Raw genomic sequence first — 21,619 nt, 5'->3', positions numbered from 1 at the left:
TATTAACTTTGTTTAAACAAAAATTTGAAATGAAGACATTCTTAGTTATCGGAGGTACTAGTGGAATAGGCGCAGCCCTTGTTAAAATGCTCAGTGAGCAAGGAAATAAGGTGATTGCCACTTATAACACAACCACTCCAGAATCCATCAATAATGTAGAGTTTCATCAATTGGATGTTACTGATGAACAGGCCAGTTTCCCTGAACTTCCTGAAGCCATTGATGGTTTGGCATATTGTCCAGGTGCTATCGCACTCTTGCCTTTCAAACGTTTAAAGAAAAGCAATATTCAGGCGGATTTTGACCTCCAAGTTGGAGGAGCGGTGCGTGCTATTCAACACGCTTTGGAACCCTTGAAAAATGGTAACGGCTCGGTGGTGATGTTTTCAACAGTGGCGGTTCAGTCTGGTTTTAACTTCCACACCCAAGTGGCTATGTCTAAAGGTGCTATTGAGGGCTTAACACGTGCTTTGGCTGCGGAATTGGCTCCTACGGTACGTGTAAATGCTATTGCACCTTCAATTACGGATACACCTTTGGCTTCTCGACTGCTTAATTCCGACGAGAAAAAGGCAGCCAATGCTAAAAGACATCCGCTGCAAAAAATTGGCGAACCTGAGGACATTGCCAATGCAGCTTCATTTTTACTTAACGATTCTTCCAGCTGGATCACAGGCCAAGTGCTTCAAGTAGATGGCGGAATCTCCACCTTAAAAGTTTAAATCATGTTTGGATTATTCAAAAAGAAATCAGAATTGGAAAAGCTCAGTGAAGCTTATGCCAAAGCTATGGCTGATGCGCAGCGCCTTTCAACTTCCAACAGAAAGGCTAGTGATGAAATGTATGCTAAAGCGGAAGAGATCAACAAAAAAATTGACGCCATTCAGAACGCAAACTAATGGGTTTTTACCAATTTAAACGCACCCAAAAGATTCCAGCGACTGTTGATGAGGTATGGGATTTTATTTCCTCTCCGGCCAATCTGCAGGAGATCACTCCAGACCATATGGGATTTGAGATCACCTCAGGAGATCTGCCTGAAAAAATGTATCCGGGGATGATCATCAGCTATGTGGTGAAGCCCTTATTGGGGATACCCATGACTTGGGTAACGGAGATCACTCAAGTAATTGACAAGTCTTATTTTATTGACGAACAGCGCGTAGGTCCCTATAAGATTTGGCATCATCAGCACTTTATTGAACCTATTGAAGGTGGAGTTTTGATGCGTGATATCGTTTCTTATCAACCGCCACTCGGGATTTTGGGTTCAATCATGAACAGCCTAGTGATTCGCAAAAAGTTGGAGGAGATCTTCAATTATCGCGTTGAAGCTGTCGATAAACGTTTTGGAGCATTCAAATGAGTTTAGACGAAAGAGCAATAGACCGAATCATTGAAATGGCTTGGGAGGACAGAACTCCTTTTGAAGCCATTGAGGCGCAGTTTGGACTTCCAGAAAAAGAAGTGATCAAACTCATGCGTCGCGAACTCAAACGCTCCAGCTTTAACCGTTGGCGCAAGCGTGTCAACAGCGGCGTGAGTCAAAAGCACCTCAAAAAACGCAATCCAGAAATAGACCGATTCAAATGCAGCCGACAACGACAAATAACCGGAAACAGGATCAGCAAGCGCTAGACTTTCCTACCGATTTTGATACTATTCAGAAACGTGTGGAGGCCATTCGCCCAAAACGCTACGCTAAAACGCGCAATTTCATCAATGGAGATGTGACTTATCTGTCCCCCTATATTTCTAGAGGAGTCATTTCTACCAAGTTCGTTTTAGATTTTCTTAAGTCCGAAGGCTTTAAGAAATACGAGATTGAAAAGTTTATACAAGAATTGGCCTGGAGAGACTATTGGCAAACCATTTGGAAAGATCAAGGCGATGCGATAAATCAAGATTTCAAGCGCGCCCAACCCGATGTAAAGCACCATCAAATGGTCGCGGCTGTTGATCAAGCAAAGACTGGAATTGAAGCTATTGATGGTGCCATTAAGCAGTTGTACGATACGGGCTATATGCACAATCACATCCGCATGTACACTGCAGCCATAACCTGCAATCAAGGTGGAGCTCATTGGAAGCAGCCCGCCCGTTGGATGTATTATCATCTGTTGGATGGCGATTGGGCGAGCAACGCTTTAAGTTGGCAATGGGTAGCCGGTAGCAATGCTGGAAAAAAATACATTGCCAATCAGGACAATGTGAACAAATACACCTTCAGTAAACAAAATGGTACTTTTCTGGATGTGACTTATGAAGCTCTCGCAGAACTCGATGTGCCTGAGGAACTTTCCCAGCGCAGCGATTGGAAGCTGGAAACTCCCTTACCAGAAACTACTGCTTTGCAGATTGATGAATCCTTGCCTACTGCGGTTTACAATTATTACAATATAGATCCTCAGTGGTTGGATGATCAGGATATGAATCGCATCATGCTTTGGGAACCGGAAGTCTTTGAGAAGTATCCTGTGGGGCAAAAAGCTGTTGACTTTGCTATGGCTTTAAGTAAGAATATCCCAAACATACAGCACTATGTGGGGAGTTTTAAAGCTTTAGAAACAAAACTCGGTAGCTCAAAGATCCACTACAAAGAACATCCATTAAATACAGACTATCGTGGCATAGAGCACGCACGCGATTGGATGACCAGCGTTCAAGGAACCCACCGCTCTTTCTTTGCTTTTTGGAAAAAAGCGGAAAAAGAGTTGCGCTTTTGAGTAAATCCCCAATCAATATTGTATGGTTAAAACGCGACCTGCGCTCGCAGGATCACGAACCGCTCGCTGCGGCTGAGGCTGCAGGTTTGCCTTATCTCATACTTTATCTCTTTGAGCCGACGCTATTGAAGCATCCGGAATGGAGCCTTAGGCACAATCAGTTTGTGTTGGGTTCTTTGGAGGATTTAAAAAAAACATTTGCTGAGCAGCAAAGAGCACTTTCCATTTGTTATGCGGATGCAGTCCTTGTATTGAGTGAACTCTTGGAAACTTATGAGATCAAGCAGTTGTTTAGCTATCGTGAAAGCGGCGTGCAACTCACTTGGGATCGTGATAAAGAAGTGGCTCAAATTTGCATAGACCACAATATTGAGTGGCAAGAGTTTCAGCGAGAAGGTGTATTGCGAGGCATTCAAAATAGAGACGGTTGGGACAAGCAGTGGTATGTCAGGATGCATTCGCCATTGACTCAAAATACCTATGATCCAACGTTATCATTGGATTGGAATCATAAGTTCCCTATTCCGGAAGTGCTGTTTCAGGACTGGAAAGATTATCCAAGTACCTATCAAGCGGCAGGTGAATCTATGGCCTGGAAGTATTTAAAGAGTTTTTGTGAAGAGCGCGGCCGCAATTATATGCGACAGATATCTAAGCCGTTGGGCAGTCGTTACAGCTGCGGAAGAATTTCGCCGTATTTAGCATGGGGTTGTCTCTCCGTTAAACAAGTATTTCAGTTTGTCAAGAATCATCCCAACGCTCCGAATCACAAAAGAGCGTTCAATGGTTTTTTAACTCGAGTGAAATGGCGCTCGCATTTTATTCAGAAGTTTGAAGTAGAGTGTGAGTATGAGACCCTTTGTATAAACCGCGGTTATGAGCATATGGATTGGCAGCGTGATGAGGCCTTTATAAAAGCCTGGAAAACTGGTCAAACGGGCTACCCGATGGTTGATGCCAATATGCGTTGTTTACAGGCTACGGGTTGGATCAACTTTAGAATGCGGGCCATGTTGGTATCCTTTTTCTGCCATCATTTGGGGCAAGACTGGCGTGATGGGGTCTATCATTTGGCCCAGCTCTTTTTAGACTATGAGCCTGGGATCCACTATCCTCAGTTTCAAATGCAGGCCGGAACCACTGGAGTGAATACCATCCGTATGTACAATCCGGTCAAACAAGGTTTGGATCACGATCCAGAAGGTGAATTTGTAAAACAATGGGTGCCGGAACTTCGAGATGTCCCAGTAACACATATTCACCAACCTTGGACCTTAACACCCATGGAGCAGCAATTCATGAATTTTGAATTGGGCGTGGATTATCCGCATCCTTTGGTGGACTTGGAAGCTTCTGGAAAGGCCGCTCGCGAACGTATTTACGGGCACAGAAAACATCCGCAGGTACAAAAAGAAAAACAAAGAATTTTAAAAACACATACCCGACGCAGCAAATGAAAACACAATACACCCATAACGACATTGCCGAAATGGATCGGATTAAGCGTTTGCGTTTGATCAATTCCATTACAGGTGTTAAGCCTGCAAATCTAATTGGTACCGTGAGCAGTGATGGTCACGAGAATCTAGCGATATTCAGTTCTGTAGTGCATTTAGGGAGCAATCCGCCTTTTTTAGGTTTTGTGTTGCGCCCGCATTTTGAGTTTAGACGAGATACTTATAACAATCTTGAGCAGAGCGGTTACTACACCATCAATCATGTACCTGCCGCTCATACAGAACAAGCACATTATACCTCCGCTAAGTTTGATGAAGGGGAGAGTGAGTTTGAACGCTGCGGATTCACTCCGGAATATCTTGGAGATTTTCCAGCGCCTTTTGTGAAGGAAGCTCCAGTTAAGATCGGTTTGAAAAAAGTCAATGAGATCCCAATTCCTCAAAACGGAACTTTGTTCGTAATTGGTCAAATAGAACTCATTGAAGTCCCTGAGTGGGTAGATGAGGCGAACGGAAAATTGAACCTCGAAAAGTTGGCAATAGCGGGTATCTCTGGCTTGAACACCTATTACAAAATGACTGAAGTAGGCGACTATCCTTATGCACGAGTAGAAGATCTGCCTGATTTTAACAAGAACCGTTAAATGCGAAAACCACTGCCTACAAAGATCTGCCTTACTTGCGGTCGCCCTTTCACTTGGAGAAAAAAATGGGAGCGAGACTGGGAGCAGGTCAAGTATTGCAGTAAGCGCTGCAGTGGTAACAAAAACAAGAATTCATGAGTGCCGTTAGTATCGTCTTTCCCCATCAATTGTTTGAACAGCATCCAGCTTTGGATGATGGGCGCGATGTAGTTTTGGTGGAGTCACCGCTGCTTTTTACCTATCAAAACTTTCACAAGCAGAAGTTGGTCTATCATCGCGCAAGCATGAAAACCTATGCCGAGTTTCTAGAAAAGGAAGGATTTAAGGTGACCTATGTGGAGTTTCACGAAGAACATGCACCCCTAAAGAAGCTCATTGCTCAGTTAAAAAAGCAGGGGTATACCAAACTTTATTTGGCGGATCCCGTGGATTTCTATTTGGATAAATGGTTGAACGAGGCTGTTGATGCTGCAGGACTTGAATTAGAGGTCTGTGATTCTCCAATGTTTTTGAATAGTAGAGAAGAACTCACTGGTTTTTTTAGATCGGACAAAAAGAAGTTTCATCAAACAACATTTTACAAGGATCAGCGCAAGTCTCGAGATATCTTGATCACTGCGGGAGATCAACCTGAAGGCGGCAAATGGACCTATGATGTGGACAATCGCAAAAAATATCCCAAGGGCAAAACGCCACCGCCGATTCAATTTCCTGATCCAACGGCAGCCTACAAAGAAGCATTGGATTATGTGGAGAAGCACTTTGCAGATAATTATGGAAAAGTCAGTGATTCTCCCTTGTATGCAATGGATTTCCAAAGCGCAAAGGGTTGGTTTGAACAGTTTTTAGAGCAGCGTTTTGCAGGCTTTGGACCTTATGAAGATGCCATTGTGAAAGAGGAGATCTATCTGCATCATTCCATTCTGACGCCCATGATGAACGTCGGCTTATTGACTCCGCAGTACGTTTTGGATCGCAGTTTGAGTTTTGCTCAAGAAAACGGCATTGAGATCCAGAGTTTAGAAGGTTTTGTAAGGCAGATCATGGGTTGGCGCGAGTTTATTCGCGGGATGTATGTGGCCAAAGGCGTCCCGATGAGAACCGAGAATTTCTGGGGCTTTGACCGAAAGATCCCTAAGGCTTTTTATACTGGAGAAACCGGAATTCCGCCTATTGATGATTCCATTAAGAAGGTACTGAAGACCGGTTACTGTCACCATATTGAACGCTTGATGGTGTTGGGTAATTTTATGTTGCTCTGCGAGTTCGATCCCAAAGAGGTCTACAAATGGTTTATGGAGTTGTTCATAGATGCATACGATTGGGTTATGGTGCCCAATGTTTATGGTATGAGTCAATTTGCCGACGGCGGACTTTTTGCAACCAAGCCTTATATAAGCAGTAGCAATTATATTTTAAAGATGAGCAACTACTTCAAAGGAGATTGGCAGCAAACCTGGGATGCTTTATTTTGGCACTTTATGGACAAGCAAAGGGATTTCTTTGGTTCCAATCCGCGTTTGGCTATGCTTTTACGCACTTTTGATAAATGGGATGCGGAAAAGAAAAGCACTTTGATCAAAAGGGCAGAGAAATACTTCGAAACTTTAGAATAAGCCTAGTTTACGGCTCGACCTTACCAAAAAATAGGAAAAACCCTGTCATAAAAAGAGGGAAATTCCCTTTGTGCTACCCTGAGGAAATCGTCAACTTTACAGCATAGATTTTTTCAATTGGGGAGTTGATAAAATCAGGATTCTATTAAAAGGGTGGTGCTTAGGCAACGCCCTTTTTTTTATTTGAATTAGAGGAGTTTAAAATCAATAGCTGGACTTAGATTGCTGTACAGAGTCAGCTGTCGTGCATCTTTTTTGAGTCCAAAAATATCTACGCGGTATTGGCCGTCTGGCGTTTGTTTGATCCGATCAACTTCTACGATCTCTCTTTTGCCGTCTACGGCATAGAAAAGAGTCCGTCCTTTGGGAATGCTGGAAAAAGTAATGCTCACCTTTCTTCCCTCAGCAGTTAGGATACCGTCCTCTTTTGCACTCAAAACAAAACAATCGCGATAATAACTCGGGTAATAGATAGGTTCCTCAAAAAAAGCATCACTACTCAAAGGGAGTTGAAGCAATTGCCAATTAGGATCGGCCGGTAAGTGGGTGCTGATTAATTGCTGTGGATCGGTATTGAAGTAATAATCATTGCGCTCGCGTAGCCAACGGTCTTTCAATATATCAGTATAACCCGCAGCCCAGGTCAAATCAAAGAGTTGCCACTTTCCATCCAAATAAACCGCGTTCCAAGAATGGTTTTTAAAAGGCGTGGGGTCTCCAATTACGGCGACCGTTCTCTTGGTATACCCGTTTATGGTAACTGCATTTAAACCCATCAAATCACAGAGTCGTTTAAATAAATTGCTGTATCCAAAACACAAGGTGTGTTTTACGCGCAAGATCTCATTGAGACGAATATCTAAGGCCTGTTGTTCTTTGCTCTTTTTTTCTTCCTGACTGCGGTAACGGATCCAAGTGTTCTTGGGTTTTTGTTGGAAGATTTGATTGTAGTCATAACGAATGTTCGCGGTGATCCAACTGTAAATGGCCTCCACGCGATCCTCGTCGGTTTTGAAGTCATAAGCGATCTTTTTGGCCAGATCATTTACCGTTTCAAATTCTGTGGGGTAAGTAGCCAAAACAGTTTGAATCTCTGGGTTCTGCTGCCCCAAAGCTGTCAGACTAAAAAAAAGCAAAGCAATTAAGTGACGCATTTGTATCTTTAATTCACCAAAAAGTTACGAAATATCTTGAATCCCGCAGAAGCATATATTTTAGATCAGGCAGAGCCGTTCAAAAGCATACTCTTGCATTTAGAGGCCACGGTTAGACGTTTGGCCCCAGAGGCTGTGCTCAAATACAAGTATCGGATTCCTTTTTTTTATATCGATGACAAACCTTTCTGTTATTTAAATTTTACTAAGGGTTATGTAGATCTCGGCTTTTGGCATGCAGCGCATCTGACGGTCCATTTGGAGCATTTGGAAACTCAAGGGCGTAAAATCATGAAATCCTTGCGCTACAAAGAACTTGAAGCGATAGATCAACAAATTTTGGAAGAGGTGATTGCAGATGCTCTGAGCGTGCGCGATCGTGGTTTTTACAGCTGATTGATCGTTTTGCGAATAGCGGTAAGATCAGACAAAACCTTTTCCAACAGGGAAAGATCCAACATATTGGCGCCATCACTTTTGGCGTTTGCTGGGTCAAAATGCGTTTCAATGAATAAGCCGTCAACACCTGCTGCAATTCCCGCACGGGCAATAGTTGCAATCATCTCTGGGCGTCCACCGGTTACTCCGCTAGACTGATTGGGTTGTTGCAAACTGTGAGTTACATCCAATACCGTTGTCGCAAAATTCTTCATGGTTGGGATACCTCTAAAGTCTACTACCATATCTTGATAACCGAACATGGTACCGCGGTCGGTCACCATCACTTTGTCGTTTCCGCTTTCAAGCACTTTGGTCACTGCGTGTTGCATGCTCTCAGGACTCATGAATTGCCCTTTCTTCAAGTTGACCACTTTCCCCGTTTTAGCAGCAGCCACAACCAAATCGGTTTGACGTACTAAAAAGGCTGGGATTTGAAGTACATCTACATATTCTGCAGCCTTGGCAGCATCTTCTACCTCGTGGATATCAGTAACTGTCGGTAGATCGAAGCGAGCTCCAACCTTAGCCAATATTTCCAAAGCCGTGGTGTCTCCAATGCCTGTAAAGCTATCCAAACGGCTGCGATTTGCCTTTTTGAAACTGCCTTTAAAAATGTAGGGAATCTCTAATCGACTGGTAATGGCTTTGACTTTTTCTGCTATGAGCATAGCCATTTCTTCGCCCTCAATTGCACAAGGTCCGGCCATGAGAAAGAAGTTATTACTGTCGGTGTTTTTTAGCTTTGGAATACTGCTGAGGTTCATCAACTTGATTTTAAGGTGCAAAGATAGGAATCTTCTGAGTCATATAGCTGCTAATCCAATAATTGCGTGTACTTTTGCACCGCCTTAAACATAGGAGCTATGAATAACAAGAACATCGCCATTATTGCGCACGTTGACCACGGTAAAACAACCTTGGTAGACAAGATCATGCACCACTGTCAACTGTTTCGTGAGAACCAACAGACCGGGGAACTCATTCTAGACAATAACGATCTGGAGCGCGAACGCGGAATCACTATTACTTCTAAGAACGTAGCGGTAAACTACAAAGGGACCAAGATCAACATCATTGATACTCCTGGTCACGCCGATTTCGGTGGAGAAGTAGAACGCGTATTGAACATGGCAGACGGTGTGCTATTGTTGGTAGACGCCTTTGAAGGTCCAATGCCGCAGACGCGTTTTGTATTGCAAAAGGCGATCTCCCTAGGTCTAAAGCCTTGTGTGGTGATCAATAAGGTAGATAAAGAGAACTGTACGCCTGATTTGGTGCACGAAGCTGTTTTCGACCTCATGTTTGAATTGGGTGCAGAAGAGTGGCAGTTGGATTTCCCGACCGTTTATGGTTCGGCTAAGCAAAACTGGATGAGTGACGATTGGCAAAACAGAACAGATTCTATAGAGCCGCTTTTAGAAATGGTTATGGAGCACATTCCATCGCCAAAAGTAGAAGAGGGAAGCCTGCAAATGCTTGTAACCTCTTTGGACTATTCTTCTTTTACGGGTCGAATTGCGATTGGACGTGTACAACGCGGAGCCATCAAAGAAGGCATGCAAGTAAGCTTGATCAAAAGAGATGGGGCTCAAATCAAATCCAAGATTAAAGAGGTACATACTTTTGAAGGTCTTGGACGTAAAAAAGTGAGCGAAGTACACGCCGGTGATATTTGTGCACTTGTTGGATTGGAAGGTTTTGAGATTGGCGACACTGTAGCTGATCTAGAAGCACCTGAAGCCTTGGCAACCATTGCCATTGACGAACCAACCATGAGCATGCTTTTCACCATTAACGATTCTCCTTTCTTTGGGAAAGACGGAAAGTTCGTGACTTCTCGTCACATCAAAGAGCGCCTGGAGCGCGAATTGGAAAAGAATTTAGCTTTACGTGTGGAGCCGACAGATAGCGCGGATAAATTCATGGTTTTTGGTCGTGGGGTACTGCACCTTTCTGTACTGATTGAGACCATGCGTCGCGAAGGCTACGAATTACAGATCGGTCAGCCACAGGTAATCATCAAAACCATTGACGGAGTGCAGTGCGAGCCGTTTGAGGAATTGACCATCGATTTGCCAGAGACCGTGAGCGGAAAGGCTGTTGAATTGGTGACCATGCGCAAAGGCGATATTACTTCTATGGAAGCCAAAGGAGATCGCATGTTGTGTACGTTCTTGATTCCTTCTCGAGGGATCATTGGACTTAGAAATCAACTGCTTACTGCAACCGCTGGTGAGGCCATCATGACTCACCGTTTCTTGGAATACCAACCGCTGAAAGGAGGAATTCCAGAGCGTATCAACGGAAGTATGGTTTCTATGGAGAACGGAACGGCGATTCCTTATTCTATTGACAAGCTTCAGGAGCGTGGAAAGTTCTTTATCGATCCGGGAGAGCAGATCTATGAAGGCCAAGTAATTGGAGAGAATTCACGCGGTGATGATATGACCGTTAACGTGACCAAGACCAAAAAACTGACCAACGTACGTTCTGCAGGAGCTGATGATAAGGCGCGCATTGTTCCGGCCATTAAATTCTCTTTGGAGGAGGCTTTGGAATACATCCAAAAGGATGAATACGTAGAGGTGACTCCAAATCATTTGAGACTTCGCAAGGTTTTACTGAAGGAAGTAGATCGCAAACGCGCCAAAAACAATTCCTAGTTTCTGTCGTTTAAGTTGCCGTAGGTATTAGGTCAAGGCCGTCAATTTTTTTACCTTCACGCTAAATTCTGCAGCAATTTGAGTACGTACCGCGTAGCCGCTTACCGACCAGAATGGGCCGATGCCTGGAACCAGCTTGTGAGCCAGGCCAAGAATGCGACCTTCTTATTTCATAGAAGTTTTATGGAATATCACGCTGACCGTTTTAAGGATGCATCTCAGTGCATTTTTAAAGGCGATAAGCTCGTTGGGCTATTCCCAGCTAATCTCAAAGAAGATCAATGGGTTTCTCATGGAGGCCTTTCTTACGGAGGCTTGGTAGTTCCACCGTCGGTAAAATTCAATAGTTATGTTGAAATGCTTATAGCACTTTTTGAGGCTGCTGAATCTCAAGGAATTACTCAAGTGGTCATTAAAGCCATGCCAGACATTTACTGCAGTCAGCCCAGTCAGGAATTGGATTACTTAAGCTTTATTGCCGGGGCCAAAACACTTAAGATAGAGTCTGCTAGTACGATTGATCTGCGCAACCCTATGCCCATTCAATCCAACAGATATGAAGGGGTGAAAAAGGCCAAAAAATTAGGCCTGACCATCAAACAATCTACAGATTTTAAAGGCTTTTGGGATGAAATTCTAATTCCTAATCTGGAGGCACGTCACGAGGCCAAACCCGTTCACACGGCGGAAGAGATCGCTGCCTTGCAGTTGGACTTTCCAGAGAATATTCACCTGTTTTTGGTTTATGATAAAACCCGAATGGTTGGTGGCTGTGTGGTGTTTGAAACTTCAACTACAGCACATGTGCAGTATATTGCCGCAGGTGCAGACCGTCAGCAACTGGGCACTTTGGACTTACTTTTTGATCATTTGATTCTGATGGAATTTGACCATCTGAATTATTTTGACTTTGGAATCTCTACAGTAGACGGCGGCCTGGAACTCAACAGCGGCCTCTTGTATTGGAAGGAATGTTTTGGTGCACGCACCACAGCAAATAAAACCTACGGATTCGATCCGAAGCAAACCGAAAAACTAAAAGGCCTGCTTTAATGCGCATCCCGGAATTCATAAAAAAGAATGCCTTACTCAAGATGACTTCGCTCAATGCTGGGGTGATCATGATCCGACTTGCCATCTCCTTTTTTATAGAGCGAACCGTCTCTGTTATGCTCGGGGAAGCGGGAATTTACGCCATAAGTCAGCTCAGAAACGTACTCTCCTCCTTGATGTCTTTAACCACTTCTGGAGTATTCAACGGGGTGGTGAAGTACGTTGCAGAGAATAAAGAGAATGAGGAAAGTCTCAATAAGGTCTTCTCTACGGTAATGGTGTTTACTGTATTAGGTTCTTTAACTGCTGCTGTCGGACTGTTCTTCTGGGCAGAATATTGGAGTATTGAGCTTTTTGATACGCCGGACTTTGCTTATTTGATGAAAATCGTGGCCTTTGTGGTACCTGCAATTGCCTTGCAAAGGGTCTTCAATGGCGTGATCAACGGCTTGTCTGCCTATAAGAAGTTTGTCAAAATTGAGCTGTTCTCTTACTTGCTGTCCTCTGCAGTACTCATCCTGGGATTGTTTCAGTTTGGTTTGGACGGAGTGTTATTTGCTATAAGCATAACGCCCGTCGTTCAGCTGCTGACCTTGCTTTATATCTTTCATAAAGTACTGCGGAAGCACTTGCAATTCTCTAAGTTGCGTTTTGCAGTTCCCTTTGGAAAGGCGCTTTTGGCCTTTACTTTGATGAGCTTTATTTCAACGATCCTAAAGAACTTTATTGAACTGGATATTCGCATCATGATCAAGGACAATATTTCCAAGGACGATGCGGCTTACTGGTCTGCAGTGACTCGAATTTCCATGAATTATATGGTGTTTGCCAATGCGATATTCACGCTCTATGTGATTCCAAAATTCGCCACCATCACAACCCTAGGCGGTTTCAAAAAAGAAGTGGTCCATATTTATAAAACACTACTGCCTTTATTTGGAGTTGGGATGCTTTTGGTATATGTTTTTAGAGATTATGTACGCTTGTTGATCTATCCAGAATTTGAAGGCATGGTGCCTCTCTTTAAATGGCAGCTTATTGGAGATTTCATCAGATTTGCAGCACTTATTCTTGCTTATCAGTTTTTGGCAAAACGTCGCGTGGTTCCTTTTGTGATTACGGAATTACTCTCTCTCGGATTATTCTATGGCTTCTCCAAATGGTTGATCGGAGATTACGGGGCAGAAGGGGTAGTTATCGCCCATATGTTGCGTTACGGCGTCTATTTTGTGGTGGTGCTGATCATTGCCTTTACCTACTTTAAACCGCCTAAGGGAGAACCTCAAGAGGTCCAGACAGAAACATAACGATCCGCGATCTTCTTATAATCGTGTTGGTCTTCTACAAATTGACGCGCAGCTGAGGCTATTTGCTGTATTTCCTGTGGATTTTCAATAAGTCTAACCAACTGCTCTTTCAAGTAATCCACTTGTGGCAAGGCGTTGATGACAATCGCTCGGTCTTCTAGTTTGTAATATTCCAAAAACTCCTCAGAAGCACCCGTAAAGACCACTTTTCCTTTTGCCATGGCCTCCAAAGCGTTATAGCCTTGGTCGTAGCTGTATACCTGATCTAAAATGATGTGTGCGCGGTCATAGGCTTTGATATATTCGGAATAGGGCAGGCTTTCTGCAGTGATGAGTTCAAATTGATCCCCATGCGTCTTTTGAAGCTCTTCCAAAGCCTTTTCAAAGAAGTCGTTTCCTTTTTTGAAGTAATTCTGCCGATTGATCCCGTGAAAGATCACAATCTTTCCATCCGTTGTTAAAGGTATAACGGGTAGCTTTTCCAAATTGATCGGATTCGCAATAAGCCCTTTGTATTTTGGATTATTGAGCAATGGCAAATGATAATCCAGATCCGAGGCGATCACTCCATCTACCTGTTCCATCACAAAATGGTGCAAAGCCTCGTATTCAGGTCGCAAATATTTGAGAATGGAATAGGCCTGCTTGTCTGAGATCTTTCCCGCAGCGTGTGGCGTTAAAATGCTGTAGCGCAATTGCCCCGAATTGGCAAAAGCCACGCTGGTGTGATCTGTTCCACAGGAGAGTACAAAAAGCTTGTCGTTATATTCTTTGAGCCAGTTGATGAGCTCGCACTCGTGTTTGGGTTGTAATTCCAACGGACTCTCATTGATGAGTTGTACCACATCATAGCCTTGCAATTGAGCTGCGTGATCTTTAAACTGCTTAAGCAGGGCAGAAGAGCTCAGATCCAGTCCGAAGAAACGGTGAAAAGCCACGCGAAACTTCTTGCGCCAGCCTTTATGAAAGGTCCTTTTGAGTAATATGTCTGCTGGGAATTTTTTGAAACCGTCGCCAGTAGCTACCAAAGTAACTTCATGCCCTTGAGCCAAAAGTCCTTCTTTTAAGGAGTTGTGTAATCGGCTGTATTCTCCGACCAGCAGTATCTTCATAAATGCCCTATATTTACGCGACGCATCTCAAAGGTAGTATAATTTTATGGGGGTCGAAACTCCACAACAGAAACTTAAGGTTTGTCTAGTGACCATTTCTCTCGCCGGAGGTGGCGCCGAACGTTCAACGGCTGTCCTGTCTCAGATGCTCGCCTCCAAAGGGTATGCGGTGACCACTGCAGTAGTGGTGGATGCTGTGGATTATCCTTATGCTGGCGACCTCTACAAAATCGGTTCCGGGAAAAAGTCCCTGGGAGTCTTAAGCTCGCTCGCTAATATGCGTCGGTTTCGCTCTTTTTTAAAAAAGCAGAACTTTGATCTGATCATTGATAATAGATCCCGTCCGCAGAACTACAAAGAATCTATTTATAGCGGCTACGCCTATAAAGGCTTCAATGTACTTTATGTGGTCCGCAGTTTTAAGTTGGAAACCTATTTTCCTCAGAGTCATTCTTTGGCCAAGAAAATGATTGAAAGATCGATTGGTGTTATAGGAGTTTCCAAAGCGATTGCGGAGGAAGTATCCAAACGCTATCAAACCGCCAAAGCGCAGCACATTTACAACCCTCTGCCTCTAAAATGGATTGCGGAGCAGGCTGGAGGTGAAACTCAGAAGGGTCAATACATCATGGCTATGGGCAGACTTTACGACGACGTAAAGAACTACTCGCTTTTGATTGATGGGTATGCTGCTTCCAAGCTGTCTAAAGAAAATATTGCCCTCTACCTTATGGGGGATGGTCCCGACAAAGAGAAACTGCAGAACAAAGTGCAGGCCTTAGGACTAGAGGATCAGGTGAAATTCTTAGCCTTTAATCCGAATCCATATCCGGTACTTCAAGCGGCGCTTTGTTCGGTCTTGACCAGTCACTACGAAGGTTTTCCAAGAGCGGTCATTGAGTCGCTCGCTGTGGGTACGCCAGTAGTTTCTGTAGACTGCCAGAGCGGCCCTAAAGAGATCATTGTTGATGGACAAAACGGACTTTTGATTCCCAATTATGATGTGGATCGACTCGCGGAGGCTTTAAATAATATTATATTTGACCAGACGTTATTGTCAACAACCACTGGCAATGCAAAGGCTTCTGTAGCGCATTTGGATACAGAAGTGATCGCGAACCAGTGGGATACTATCATTCAAGAGCTGTCATGAGCGTAAAGGACTGTAAGCATATTTCTATTCCAAAGATCTCCGACCCAGACGGGCGTGGGAACCTCTCTGTTTTGGAAAAAGATATTCTGCCGTATGAGATCAAGCGGGTCTACTATTTGTATGATGTGCCATCTGGTTCTACACGCGGCGGCCATGCTCATAAGGAATTACAACAGTTTTTAATCGCTTTGAGCGGGAGCTTTGATGTGGTTTTAGATGATGGAAAAGAAAGACGCGTGGTGTCTTTGAATCGTCCGGATGAAGGCCTTTTGATTCCCACAGGAATTTGGCGAGAGTTGGAGAATTTCTCTTCTGGCGCTGTTTGTTTGTCTTTGGTGTCTGATGTGTACAAGGAATCAGATTACATCAGAGAGTACGCGGATTTTAAATCATTTATAGGCGCTTAGACCGATGCCCAAACGGGCAGCAATCCCCTTAATTTTATACAAGATTTTCAATTCCCAAGCGGAACGCCCTAACAGTTTGCGTTGCCTGCTGTTGAGGTTGCTCAGGGTGATTTTTTCCGATAGTGATCGCGCAGTTTTGGAGTCTCCTTGCAACTTCGCCTCTAAGGCTAAGCTGTATCTGTTAAGGTCTAAAAACTTCTTCGCGCCGGGGTTTTCTGCCTCTAAGGCAGCGAACTTATCAAAATCAAGAGTTTTGACTTCTGTCCCACGTTGTTGCGAAAGCCCCTTTTTATCGCGGATCACGCAGGCGGTGTAAGCCGGGTCAAAAACCACTGATGACTTTGCACCTAAGCGAATCCACAGGTCGGTGTCTTCTGTCCGGCTGAGTGACTCATCAAAACCACCCACAGTTTGTAAAAGCTCTTTTTTTATGGCAATCGTGGAGCTATTAATGATCGAATCAATACAGCTGGCTTCAAAAAAATCCAGTTTAGTCTTATGATTAGGAATCGCCACTGAATAGTTCCTTTGGCGTTTGTTAGAACCTTCCTGTAAATAACTGTTATTCGCAAAGACCGATTCTTCTGGGAAGGCGGTAATGGAACTGGCCAATGTCTCCAAATGCTCAGGATACCAAATGTCATCCGCATCAAGAAGGGCAATGTATGGCTTAGAAGCTTGAGCGATTCCTGTATTGCGAGCCGCAGAGGCACCTCGATTCTCTTGATTGATCAGCTTCACTCGAGCATCCGTGAGAAAAGGCTCAATCACGTAAAGACTGCCGTCTGTAGAACCGTCATTGACCAATAGCAGCTCAAAAGTAGGATGAGTTTGCTCCAAGACGCTTTCCAAGGTTCTTTGAATAAAGGCCTGTTTATTGTAAACGGGAATAACTACAGAGAATGCAATCACTTTTTGAGTTTAATGAGGTGATTCATTCGATAGACATCAAAAAGAAGCAGGCTGGGTTTATTGCTTTTTAAGTTTTTAACAATGACTGCGGAAAAGGCATTGGATAGGGCCAAGAACACACCAGTCAATCCAAACTTTTTAAGTCGGTTATAGATTCGTTGAATAGGGCGTAGGTCTGCTTCTATAGCCCCTTGAGCTTCCAGTTCCATGGTGGTTTGGATACCTGCTAAAGATTTCTCCAAAAAGGTATCCGAGGACTCCAATCCCAAATGCACCACTGGATTATCGGTATGCTTAACGCGTGCCTGTTGTTTTTTTAGATTATTGCTGAACAGATTGTCCAGGCCATAACCTTTGGCGGTTATGGTATTGCACTTTTGAAACATGCTCTTGGTGATGCACAGACTCTGAGAAATTATGAAATGCGGATTTTCAGCGCGCTGTACTGCCAATTTTGCCTCCCGCTTCTTACCGTAGACATAACGCAGCATTTGTTCACTTTTAGGAGGAGTAGCAGCGTACTCAATTCCTCCAAAGATCACGTCCCAGTCATCATGAATATCTGCAAGCATAGATTTTAAATAGTCTTTTCGGGCGGGCAAGACATCAGCATCTAAAAACAAAAGCCAATCCGTTTTTGCGGCTTCAGCCAGTTTGGAACGTGTTGCGGTACGTCCCAGATTTTCTGTATTGCTGAGGTATTGAAATCCTAAAGTAGCTGCCTGCTCTTTATTTTGTGCTGCAATGGCCTGATCACTCGAAGCATCATCACAGATCCAAACGCTAGCTGGGAGCTGATCGGCTTGTATCTGCCGATGCAATTCCTGCAATAGTTCTGCGATAGCTGTGTTGAAGGTTGGAATTAAAATTGAAAGCATGCGCAACTCGAGTTCAACAGTAAAAATACATTTTTAGCTACGATATGTCCTAAAAGCGATTTTTGTTTTACTTTTCTGGTGTCAAAAATTCAACGAATGAATCGAACCCAAATAGCTGATCTGATTGTAAAACGCCTCCGTGAAGTCCTGGCTGACGCAAAGGAGCAGTATCAAAACAGCAGTGCCGCTATTGGTAATTTTGTCGTTGATGATCTTTTGCCAGAAGACTTGGCGCTACAGATCCACAAGGCTTTTCCAGACAATAAGGACATGAAGCTCAAAAAGAGCATCCGGGAGTATAAGCATGTTGCGGCTCAGATGGATGAGTACGACCCGATTTTAGAAGAGGCCATTTATGCCTTTCAAGACGAGCGCGTGGTGAATTTGGTGCATGAGATCACAGGAATTGGTGATCTACAACCCGATGAACATCTGTATGCGGGAGGTATTTCTGCCATGGCGCAAGACAATTTCCTCAATCCGCATTTAGACAATTCACACGACAAGGATCGAGACAAATGGCGGGTGTTGAACTTATTGTTTTATGTGACTCCAGATTGGCAAGACGCTTATGGCGGTCATTTAGAATTGTGGCCGGAAGGGGTCAAAAAGCCGCAAATCACCTTGCACAGTAGATTCAATAGATTGGCTGTGATGGCTACGCACCAAAAATCGTGGCACAGTGTGAGTCCAGTAAAACACGCCGGTACAAGACAGTGTGTTTCCAACTATTACTTTTCAGATGCTGCCCTTACGCCTGAAGATCGTTTTCACGTGACCTCTTTTAGAGGGCGACCCGATCAAAAACTTAGAGATTTGGTGCTTCAAATGGACGCAAAAGCGCGAATGGCCTTGCGCAAGGTCTTTAAAAAAGGCGTTAGAGAGAATCCGCATGTTTATAAAAAAGATCAGTCTAAATAGCGTTGTCTTTGGCGCGGCACAACTTTTGTATCTTTAGTGAGCAAGAAAATTGTTCATTATGCGATTGACAAAACTTTTTACTCTAGCCTTAATCTTTTTGGGAGCTATGAGCTATGCTCAGGAATCTCTATATCTAAGTCCTGCTTCTTCAAAAACCGTGTCCAATTCACTGATCATTACTTCGGATGGTAATGTGGGAATTGGCAAGGCGAGTCCTGAGGATGCCTTAGAGGTCAACGGCCGTATTCACGCCAAATCTGTAAAAGTGGATCTGGAAGGATGGGCAGATTTTGTCTTTGCTTCGGATTATGAGCTTCCCAGTTTGACTGAAATGGAAGCCTACATTAAAAAACACGGGCATTTACAAGGGATTCCTTCGGAACTAGAAGCGCTTAGTCAAGGCATTGATCTCGGAGAAATGAACACCCTTTTATTGCAAAAGGTAGAGGAGTTGACCTTACACCTCATTGAAAAAGACAAAAAGATCACCGAGTTGGAAGCGCGTCTGGCACGACTAGAAGCTTTGATGACCAAAGAGGACTAAGATGCGCAAGATCCTACTCTTACTATTGGTTTTAAGCGCTTTGCCCGTTTCAGGGCAGGAAGCTTCTTGGGCCTATTTACGCATGAAGCCAGACCTCCCTGCATTAGAAGATAAAGAAGCAAACCGCTCCAGCAGCCACAGGTTCTGAATCCTTAAATGCCAAGCTCGATGCGGTGCCCAATACTATTTTTGCGCAATGCATTCTTGTATTCCAAGAATCCGGTATTGATGCGGACCTATTTGTTGATCAGTACTCAAGAAGATCTGGCGCAGCAATTAGTGGAAGAGTTTTCCGGAGTATTTTCGAATTCTATGAAAACCTCAAACCGGAAGATGCCAAAGTATTTTATCCCAACGATTACGGAAGTACGAATCCCTTGGGAACTACCACTACAGAAGGATTTACTCTAGATTATTTTAGATTTTCTGGATGCACCTAAGGCCTGGTATTATACCACTGGCTCAAGAGATATTATCATCGGAATTTCCGATGGCCGCTTGGATACTACCAATGTTGATTTTAAAGGTAAGAGCAGACAATTGCGTTCCTCAAGCGTTTTCTAACGGGCACGGCTACAGTATTTCTGCCAATGCCGCCGCCCAAGGAAATAACGGTTATGGAATCCCTGGCATTTGTTACGACTGCAGTATTTACGGGACCAGTTACGGTTATTTTAAAACTTTAGAACAGTTGGTGGAACTCTCTTATGCGGGCGCTCATGTGATCAATTGCAGTTGGGGTTCTCATATTTATTACGAGACGGCTCAGCAAGCCATTTATGAGATCTACAACAACGGAAGCATCATGGTTGCAGCGGCCCACAATAAGGATTGGAAAGTAACCAAAGGACAAAAGCCTTATTACCCGGCCTCTTATGACAAGGTGATCTCTGTTAGTGCGGTGATGCACCGTTATGATGATCCTGCGGACAATATTTTGATTGACGTCAAAGACAATTTCTATTCTGCCAATGTCAAGAATATTGTGGGGCGAACCATGGGTTATCCCAATAATGATTTAGATGCAGAGCCTTTCGTTTGGCCAGTGTCTACCGCTAATTTTGAATAAGGAAGTGGATATTTTAGCTCCCAGTGTGGGCCTATTCAGCTATTCAAAATTCATCCTAAAAGATACCATCAGCTACAGTATTTCTGAGACTACCTCTGGGGCAACACCTTTAGTATCTGGGACGATTGGCTTGATGCTTTCCTTGAATCTCTGCTTGAGTTTTTGAGGAGGTGGAATCGATCTTGAAAGCCACATCAACCAATATTGATAGCTTGGAGGCGAATAAACGGTTTAAAGGTTACTACGGATCGGGCTCATTGAATACGGGGCCGTGCAGTGATCTTGACCCATCACTTAATGACTCCTGAAGAAGAGGCCGTAATTGAGAATCAGGTGTTTGATCGTTGGGATTTTGAGTTTCGTTCTGTGGCGAGAAATACGATTTTGCGCAATCAGGTCTTCCGGGAAAGCAGTACCCTAAAGATCGAAGCAAAAGAAGGTATTGAATTGCAGCCTGGAGTGGAGCTGAGTCCAAATGCATCCGGAGGAATTTTATTGATTATGGATCCTGAGCTGGAAATAAGTTGTCCGGAGAAACAACCGGAGAATCGAGAGGTCATTCTACCCAAGGGCGAATCGCCTTAATATAAAACACTTAAAACTAGTTTACCCTTGCGGCTTGTGGATCTTGCGGATCTTAAAAGGCTTTTGCTTTTGAGACTCAAAGTAGGTGCGCATTTGCAGATCAATAATAATTCCAGAGGTGTAAAACTGAATTCCCATCAGCACAAATAATACACCCACAAAGACCAAAGGACGGTCGCCGATCTCATTACCGATCAGCTTTTCATAGAGCAAGTATCCGTTGATGAGTACCCCAAGGTCCAAAGAATAATAGTCCGAGGTTCCCAAAAAGGTACATGGGCTTTTGCAAATAGTTGCGCTGGAACAAGATCAATATCAAGTCATTAACTACTTTAACTGTCCGTCCTAAGCCGTATTTGGACTTTCCGTATTGACGCGGTCCTGTGATTCACGGCAACTTGGGCAATTCTGGCGCCATTTAAATAGGTGAGCAAACTGATAAAGCGATGCATTTCCCCATAGAGGTTGAGCTCTTTGGCGGTCTCCGCTCTAAATATTTTCAAAGCACAACCTTGATCCTTTACATTGAATTTGGTGGCTTTGCGAATGATAAAATTGGCAATTTTAGAAGGGATCTTCTTTAAAAAGGAATCCTTGCGATTCTTTCGAAAGCCCGTGATCATGTCCCAATCCTCAGCTTCCATTTTGTATAACATTGCTGGAATGTCCGCAGGGATCGTTCTGCATGTCGCCATCCAAGGTCACAATGAAATCACCGCTGGCGTAATCAATTCCTGCGGCCAAGGCCATAGATTGGCCGTAATTCTTTTTGAGTTCGATGAGATGAACGCTCTCGTCGGCTAATTTTAAGATCTCCGCACGGGTATTGTCCGTAGAACAATCGTCTATATAAATGAGCTCGTAGCTAAACCCTTTAAGCGCTTCAGCTACCTGCGCGGTAAGCGGAGCCACATTATCCTCCTCATTGTATAAGGGAATGACTAGGGAAAGTTTTACAGGGTCTGCCATGAACAATA

30 protein-coding genes are annotated in these 21,619 nt (G+C 43.9%); 22 read left to right on the top strand and 8 right to left on the bottom strand.

What is annotated here, in order from left to right; genetic code table 11:
• The first annotated feature begins 29 nt into the window (after nucleotides 1-29).
• Genes ACSLP7_RS12130 through ACSLP7_RS12090 form a run of 9 tightly spaced genes read left to right on the top strand, consistent with a single transcriptional unit; the run spans nucleotide 30 to nucleotide 6,443 of the window.
• A complete protein-coding gene (locus ACSLP7_RS12130) occupies nucleotides 30-722 on the top strand; it encodes an SDR family NAD(P)-dependent oxidoreductase (protein WP_435579541.1) in 693 nt (230 codons plus the stop codon).
• A 3-nt stretch (nucleotides 723-725) separates the two neighbouring features.
• The gene (locus tag ACSLP7_RS12125) at nucleotides 726-899 is read left to right on the top strand and encodes a Lacal_2735 family protein (RefSeq protein ID WP_291187963.1); all 174 of its coding nucleotides are present in this window, start codon (nucleotides 726-728) and stop codon (nucleotides 897-899) included.
• On the top strand, nucleotides 899-1,366 hold the full coding sequence (locus tag ACSLP7_RS12120; RefSeq protein WP_435579540.1) for an SRPBCC family protein: 468 nt from the start codon (nucleotides 899-901) through the stop codon (nucleotides 1,364-1,366). Before ACSLP7_RS12125 ends, ACSLP7_RS12120 begins: the two co-directional genes overlap by 1 nt.
• Nucleotides 1,363-1,638 (top strand): TIGR03643 family protein, encoded by a 276-nt coding sequence (locus tag ACSLP7_RS12115; protein WP_435579539.1) that lies wholly within the window; start codon nucleotides 1,363-1,365, stop codon nucleotides 1,636-1,638. The genes ACSLP7_RS12120 and ACSLP7_RS12115 overlap by 4 nt, the downstream gene beginning before the upstream one ends.
• Nucleotides 1,590-2,726, top strand: coding sequence for an FAD-binding domain-containing protein (locus tag ACSLP7_RS12110; RefSeq protein ID WP_435579538.1), 1,137 nt, complete (start codon nucleotides 1,590-1,592; stop codon nucleotides 2,724-2,726). The genes ACSLP7_RS12115 and ACSLP7_RS12110 overlap by 49 nt, the downstream gene beginning before the upstream one ends.
• Nucleotides 2,723-4,183, top strand: a complete 1,461-nt coding sequence (locus tag ACSLP7_RS12105) for a deoxyribodipyrimidine photo-lyase/cryptochrome family protein (protein ID WP_435579537.1) — start codon at nucleotides 2,723-2,725, stop codon at nucleotides 4,181-4,183. Before ACSLP7_RS12110 ends, ACSLP7_RS12105 begins: the two co-directional genes overlap by 4 nt.
• Nucleotides 4,180-4,827: a flavin reductase family protein gene (locus ACSLP7_RS12100; RefSeq protein WP_435579536.1), complete on the top strand. Its 648-nt coding sequence runs from the start codon at nucleotides 4,180-4,182 to the stop codon at nucleotides 4,825-4,827. Before ACSLP7_RS12105 ends, ACSLP7_RS12100 begins: the two co-directional genes overlap by 4 nt.
• On the top strand, nucleotides 4,828-4,965 hold the full coding sequence (locus tag ACSLP7_RS12095; protein ID WP_272832661.1) for a DUF2256 domain-containing protein: 138 nt from the start codon (nucleotides 4,828-4,830) through the stop codon (nucleotides 4,963-4,965).
• Nucleotides 4,962-6,443 (top strand): cryptochrome/photolyase family protein, encoded by a 1,482-nt coding sequence (locus ACSLP7_RS12090; protein WP_435579535.1) that lies wholly within the window; start codon nucleotides 4,962-4,964, stop codon nucleotides 6,441-6,443. The genes ACSLP7_RS12095 and ACSLP7_RS12090 overlap by 4 nt, the downstream gene beginning before the upstream one ends.
• 188 nt (nucleotides 6,444-6,631) lie before the next feature.
• Here the strand turns inward: ACSLP7_RS12090 and ACSLP7_RS12085 are convergent, their stop codons facing one another.
• A complete protein-coding gene (locus ACSLP7_RS12085) occupies nucleotides 6,632-7,597 on the bottom strand; it encodes a transglutaminase domain-containing protein (protein ID WP_435579534.1) in 966 nt (321 codons plus the stop codon).
• 36 nt (nucleotides 7,598-7,633) lie between these two features.
• Here ACSLP7_RS12085 and ACSLP7_RS12080 point away from each other — a divergent pair, with 36 nt between their 5' ends.
• Nucleotides 7,634-7,993, top strand: coding sequence for a DUF1801 domain-containing protein (locus ACSLP7_RS12080; protein ID WP_435579533.1), 360 nt, complete (start codon nucleotides 7,634-7,636; stop codon nucleotides 7,991-7,993).
• Here ACSLP7_RS12080 and kdsA read toward each other — a convergent pair.
• Nucleotides 7,984-8,802 carry a 3-deoxy-8-phosphooctulonate synthase gene (kdsA, locus tag ACSLP7_RS12075; protein WP_435579532.1) on the bottom strand — a complete coding sequence of 273 codons (819 nt, stop codon included), beginning with the start codon at nucleotides 8,800-8,802 and terminating at the stop codon, nucleotides 7,984-7,986. The genes ACSLP7_RS12080 and kdsA overlap by 10 nt on opposite strands.
• Before the next feature lie 99 nt (nucleotides 8,803-8,901).
• Between kdsA and typA the strand changes: the two genes are divergently transcribed.
• The 3 genes from typA (at nucleotide 8,902) to ACSLP7_RS12060 (ending at nucleotide 13,061) form a co-directional block, all read left to right on the top strand.
• The gene (gene typA, locus ACSLP7_RS12070) at nucleotides 8,902-10,701 is read left to right on the top strand and encodes a translational GTPase TypA (protein WP_435579531.1); all 1,800 of its coding nucleotides are present in this window, start codon (nucleotides 8,902-8,904) and stop codon (nucleotides 10,699-10,701) included.
• 78 nt (nucleotides 10,702-10,779) lie between these two features.
• Nucleotides 10,780-11,754, top strand: a complete 975-nt coding sequence (locus tag ACSLP7_RS12065) for a GNAT family N-acetyltransferase (protein ID WP_435579530.1) — start codon at nucleotides 10,780-10,782, stop codon at nucleotides 11,752-11,754.
• Nucleotides 11,754-13,061, top strand: coding sequence for an O-antigen translocase (locus ACSLP7_RS12060; RefSeq protein ID WP_435579529.1), 1,308 nt, complete (start codon nucleotides 11,754-11,756; stop codon nucleotides 13,059-13,061). Before ACSLP7_RS12065 ends, ACSLP7_RS12060 begins: the two co-directional genes overlap by 1 nt.
• Here the strand turns inward: ACSLP7_RS12060 and ACSLP7_RS12055 are convergent.
• Nucleotides 13,037-14,173, bottom strand: a complete 1,137-nt coding sequence (locus tag ACSLP7_RS12055; RefSeq protein ID WP_435579528.1) for a glycosyltransferase — start codon at nucleotides 14,171-14,173, stop codon at nucleotides 13,037-13,039. The genes ACSLP7_RS12060 and ACSLP7_RS12055 overlap by 25 nt on opposite strands.
• A gap of 88 nt (nucleotides 14,174-14,261) precedes the next feature.
• Between ACSLP7_RS12055 and ACSLP7_RS12050 the strand changes: the two genes are divergently transcribed.
• Nucleotides 14,262-15,326 (top strand): glycosyltransferase, encoded by a 1,065-nt coding sequence (locus ACSLP7_RS12050; RefSeq protein WP_435579527.1) that lies wholly within the window; start codon nucleotides 14,262-14,264, stop codon nucleotides 15,324-15,326.
• Complete coding sequence (locus ACSLP7_RS12045) at nucleotides 15,323-15,733, top strand: sugar 3,4-ketoisomerase (protein ID WP_272832651.1); 411 nt, start codon at nucleotides 15,323-15,325, stop codon at nucleotides 15,731-15,733. Before ACSLP7_RS12050 ends, ACSLP7_RS12045 begins: the two co-directional genes overlap by 4 nt.
• Here the strand turns inward: ACSLP7_RS12045 and ACSLP7_RS12040 are convergent.
• Nucleotides 15,716-16,645 (bottom strand): glycosyltransferase family 2 protein, encoded by a 930-nt coding sequence (locus tag ACSLP7_RS12040; RefSeq protein WP_435579526.1) that lies wholly within the window; start codon nucleotides 16,643-16,645, stop codon nucleotides 15,716-15,718. The genes ACSLP7_RS12045 and ACSLP7_RS12040 overlap by 18 nt on opposite strands.
• Nucleotides 16,642-17,523 carry a glycosyltransferase family 2 protein gene (locus tag ACSLP7_RS12035; RefSeq protein ID WP_435579525.1) on the bottom strand — a complete coding sequence of 294 codons (882 nt, stop codon included), beginning with the start codon at nucleotides 17,521-17,523 and terminating at the stop codon, nucleotides 16,642-16,644. The genes ACSLP7_RS12040 and ACSLP7_RS12035 overlap by 4 nt, the downstream gene beginning before the upstream one ends.
• Nucleotides 17,524-17,619: 96 nt before the next feature.
• Between ACSLP7_RS12035 and ACSLP7_RS12030 the strand changes: the two genes are divergently transcribed.
• The 7 genes from ACSLP7_RS12030 (at nucleotide 17,620) to ACSLP7_RS12000 (ending at nucleotide 20,642) form a co-directional block, all read left to right on the top strand.
• A complete protein-coding gene (locus tag ACSLP7_RS12030; protein ID WP_435579524.1) occupies nucleotides 17,620-18,444 on the top strand; it encodes a 2OG-Fe(II) oxygenase in 825 nt (274 codons plus the stop codon).
• Between the two features lie 58 nt (nucleotides 18,445-18,502).
• Nucleotides 18,503-18,988 (top strand): hypothetical protein, encoded by a 486-nt coding sequence (locus tag ACSLP7_RS12025; RefSeq protein WP_435579523.1) that lies wholly within the window; start codon nucleotides 18,503-18,505, stop codon nucleotides 18,986-18,988.
• Between the two features lies 1 nt (nucleotide 18,989).
• Complete coding sequence (locus tag ACSLP7_RS12020; protein WP_435579522.1) at nucleotides 18,990-19,136, top strand: hypothetical protein; 147 nt, start codon at nucleotides 18,990-18,992, stop codon at nucleotides 19,134-19,136.
• Between the two features lie 25 nt (nucleotides 19,137-19,161).
• Nucleotides 19,162-19,428: a hypothetical protein gene (locus tag ACSLP7_RS12015; protein WP_435579521.1), complete on the top strand. Its 267-nt coding sequence runs from the start codon at nucleotides 19,162-19,164 to the stop codon at nucleotides 19,426-19,428.
• 71 nt (nucleotides 19,429-19,499) lie between these two features.
• Nucleotides 19,500-20,057, top strand: coding sequence for a S8 family serine peptidase (locus tag ACSLP7_RS12010; protein WP_435579520.1), 558 nt, complete (start codon nucleotides 19,500-19,502; stop codon nucleotides 20,055-20,057).
• Nucleotides 20,050-20,223 (top strand): hypothetical protein, encoded by a 174-nt coding sequence (locus ACSLP7_RS12005; protein WP_435579519.1) that lies wholly within the window; start codon nucleotides 20,050-20,052, stop codon nucleotides 20,221-20,223. The genes ACSLP7_RS12010 and ACSLP7_RS12005 overlap by 8 nt, the downstream gene beginning before the upstream one ends.
• A gap of 131 nt (nucleotides 20,224-20,354) precedes the next feature.
• Entirely contained in the window at nucleotides 20,355-20,642 is a 288-nt protein-coding gene (locus ACSLP7_RS12000) for a hypothetical protein (protein ID WP_435579518.1), read from the top strand.
• A 21-nt stretch (nucleotides 20,643-20,663) separates the two neighbouring features.
• On the opposite strand, the gene ACSLP7_RS11995 is transcribed toward ACSLP7_RS12000, so the two are convergent.
• From ACSLP7_RS11995 to ACSLP7_RS11985, 3 genes are all read right to left on the bottom strand, one after another.
• Nucleotides 20,664-20,909 carry a hypothetical protein gene (locus ACSLP7_RS11995; protein ID WP_435579517.1) on the bottom strand — a complete coding sequence of 82 codons (246 nt, stop codon included), beginning with the start codon at nucleotides 20,907-20,909 and terminating at the stop codon, nucleotides 20,664-20,666.
• A gap of 65 nt (nucleotides 20,910-20,974) precedes the next feature.
• On the bottom strand, nucleotides 20,975-21,286 hold the full coding sequence (locus ACSLP7_RS11990) for a hypothetical protein (protein WP_435579516.1): 312 nt from the start codon (nucleotides 21,284-21,286) through the stop codon (nucleotides 20,975-20,977).
• Entirely contained in the window at nucleotides 21,276-21,611 is a 336-nt protein-coding gene (locus ACSLP7_RS11985) for a glycosyltransferase (protein WP_435579515.1), read from the bottom strand. The genes ACSLP7_RS11990 and ACSLP7_RS11985 overlap by 11 nt, the downstream gene beginning before the upstream one ends.
• Between the last annotated feature and the right edge of the window lie 8 nt (nucleotides 21,612-21,619).

The organism is Gilvibacter sp. (genome assembly GCF_965601605.1).
Lineage (GTDB): Bacteria > Bacteroidota > Bacteroidia > Flavobacteriales > Flavobacteriaceae > Gilvibacter.
The sequence above is the reverse complement of the archived record's forward strand: the minus strand, read 5'-3'. Positions and strand labels throughout refer to the sequence as shown.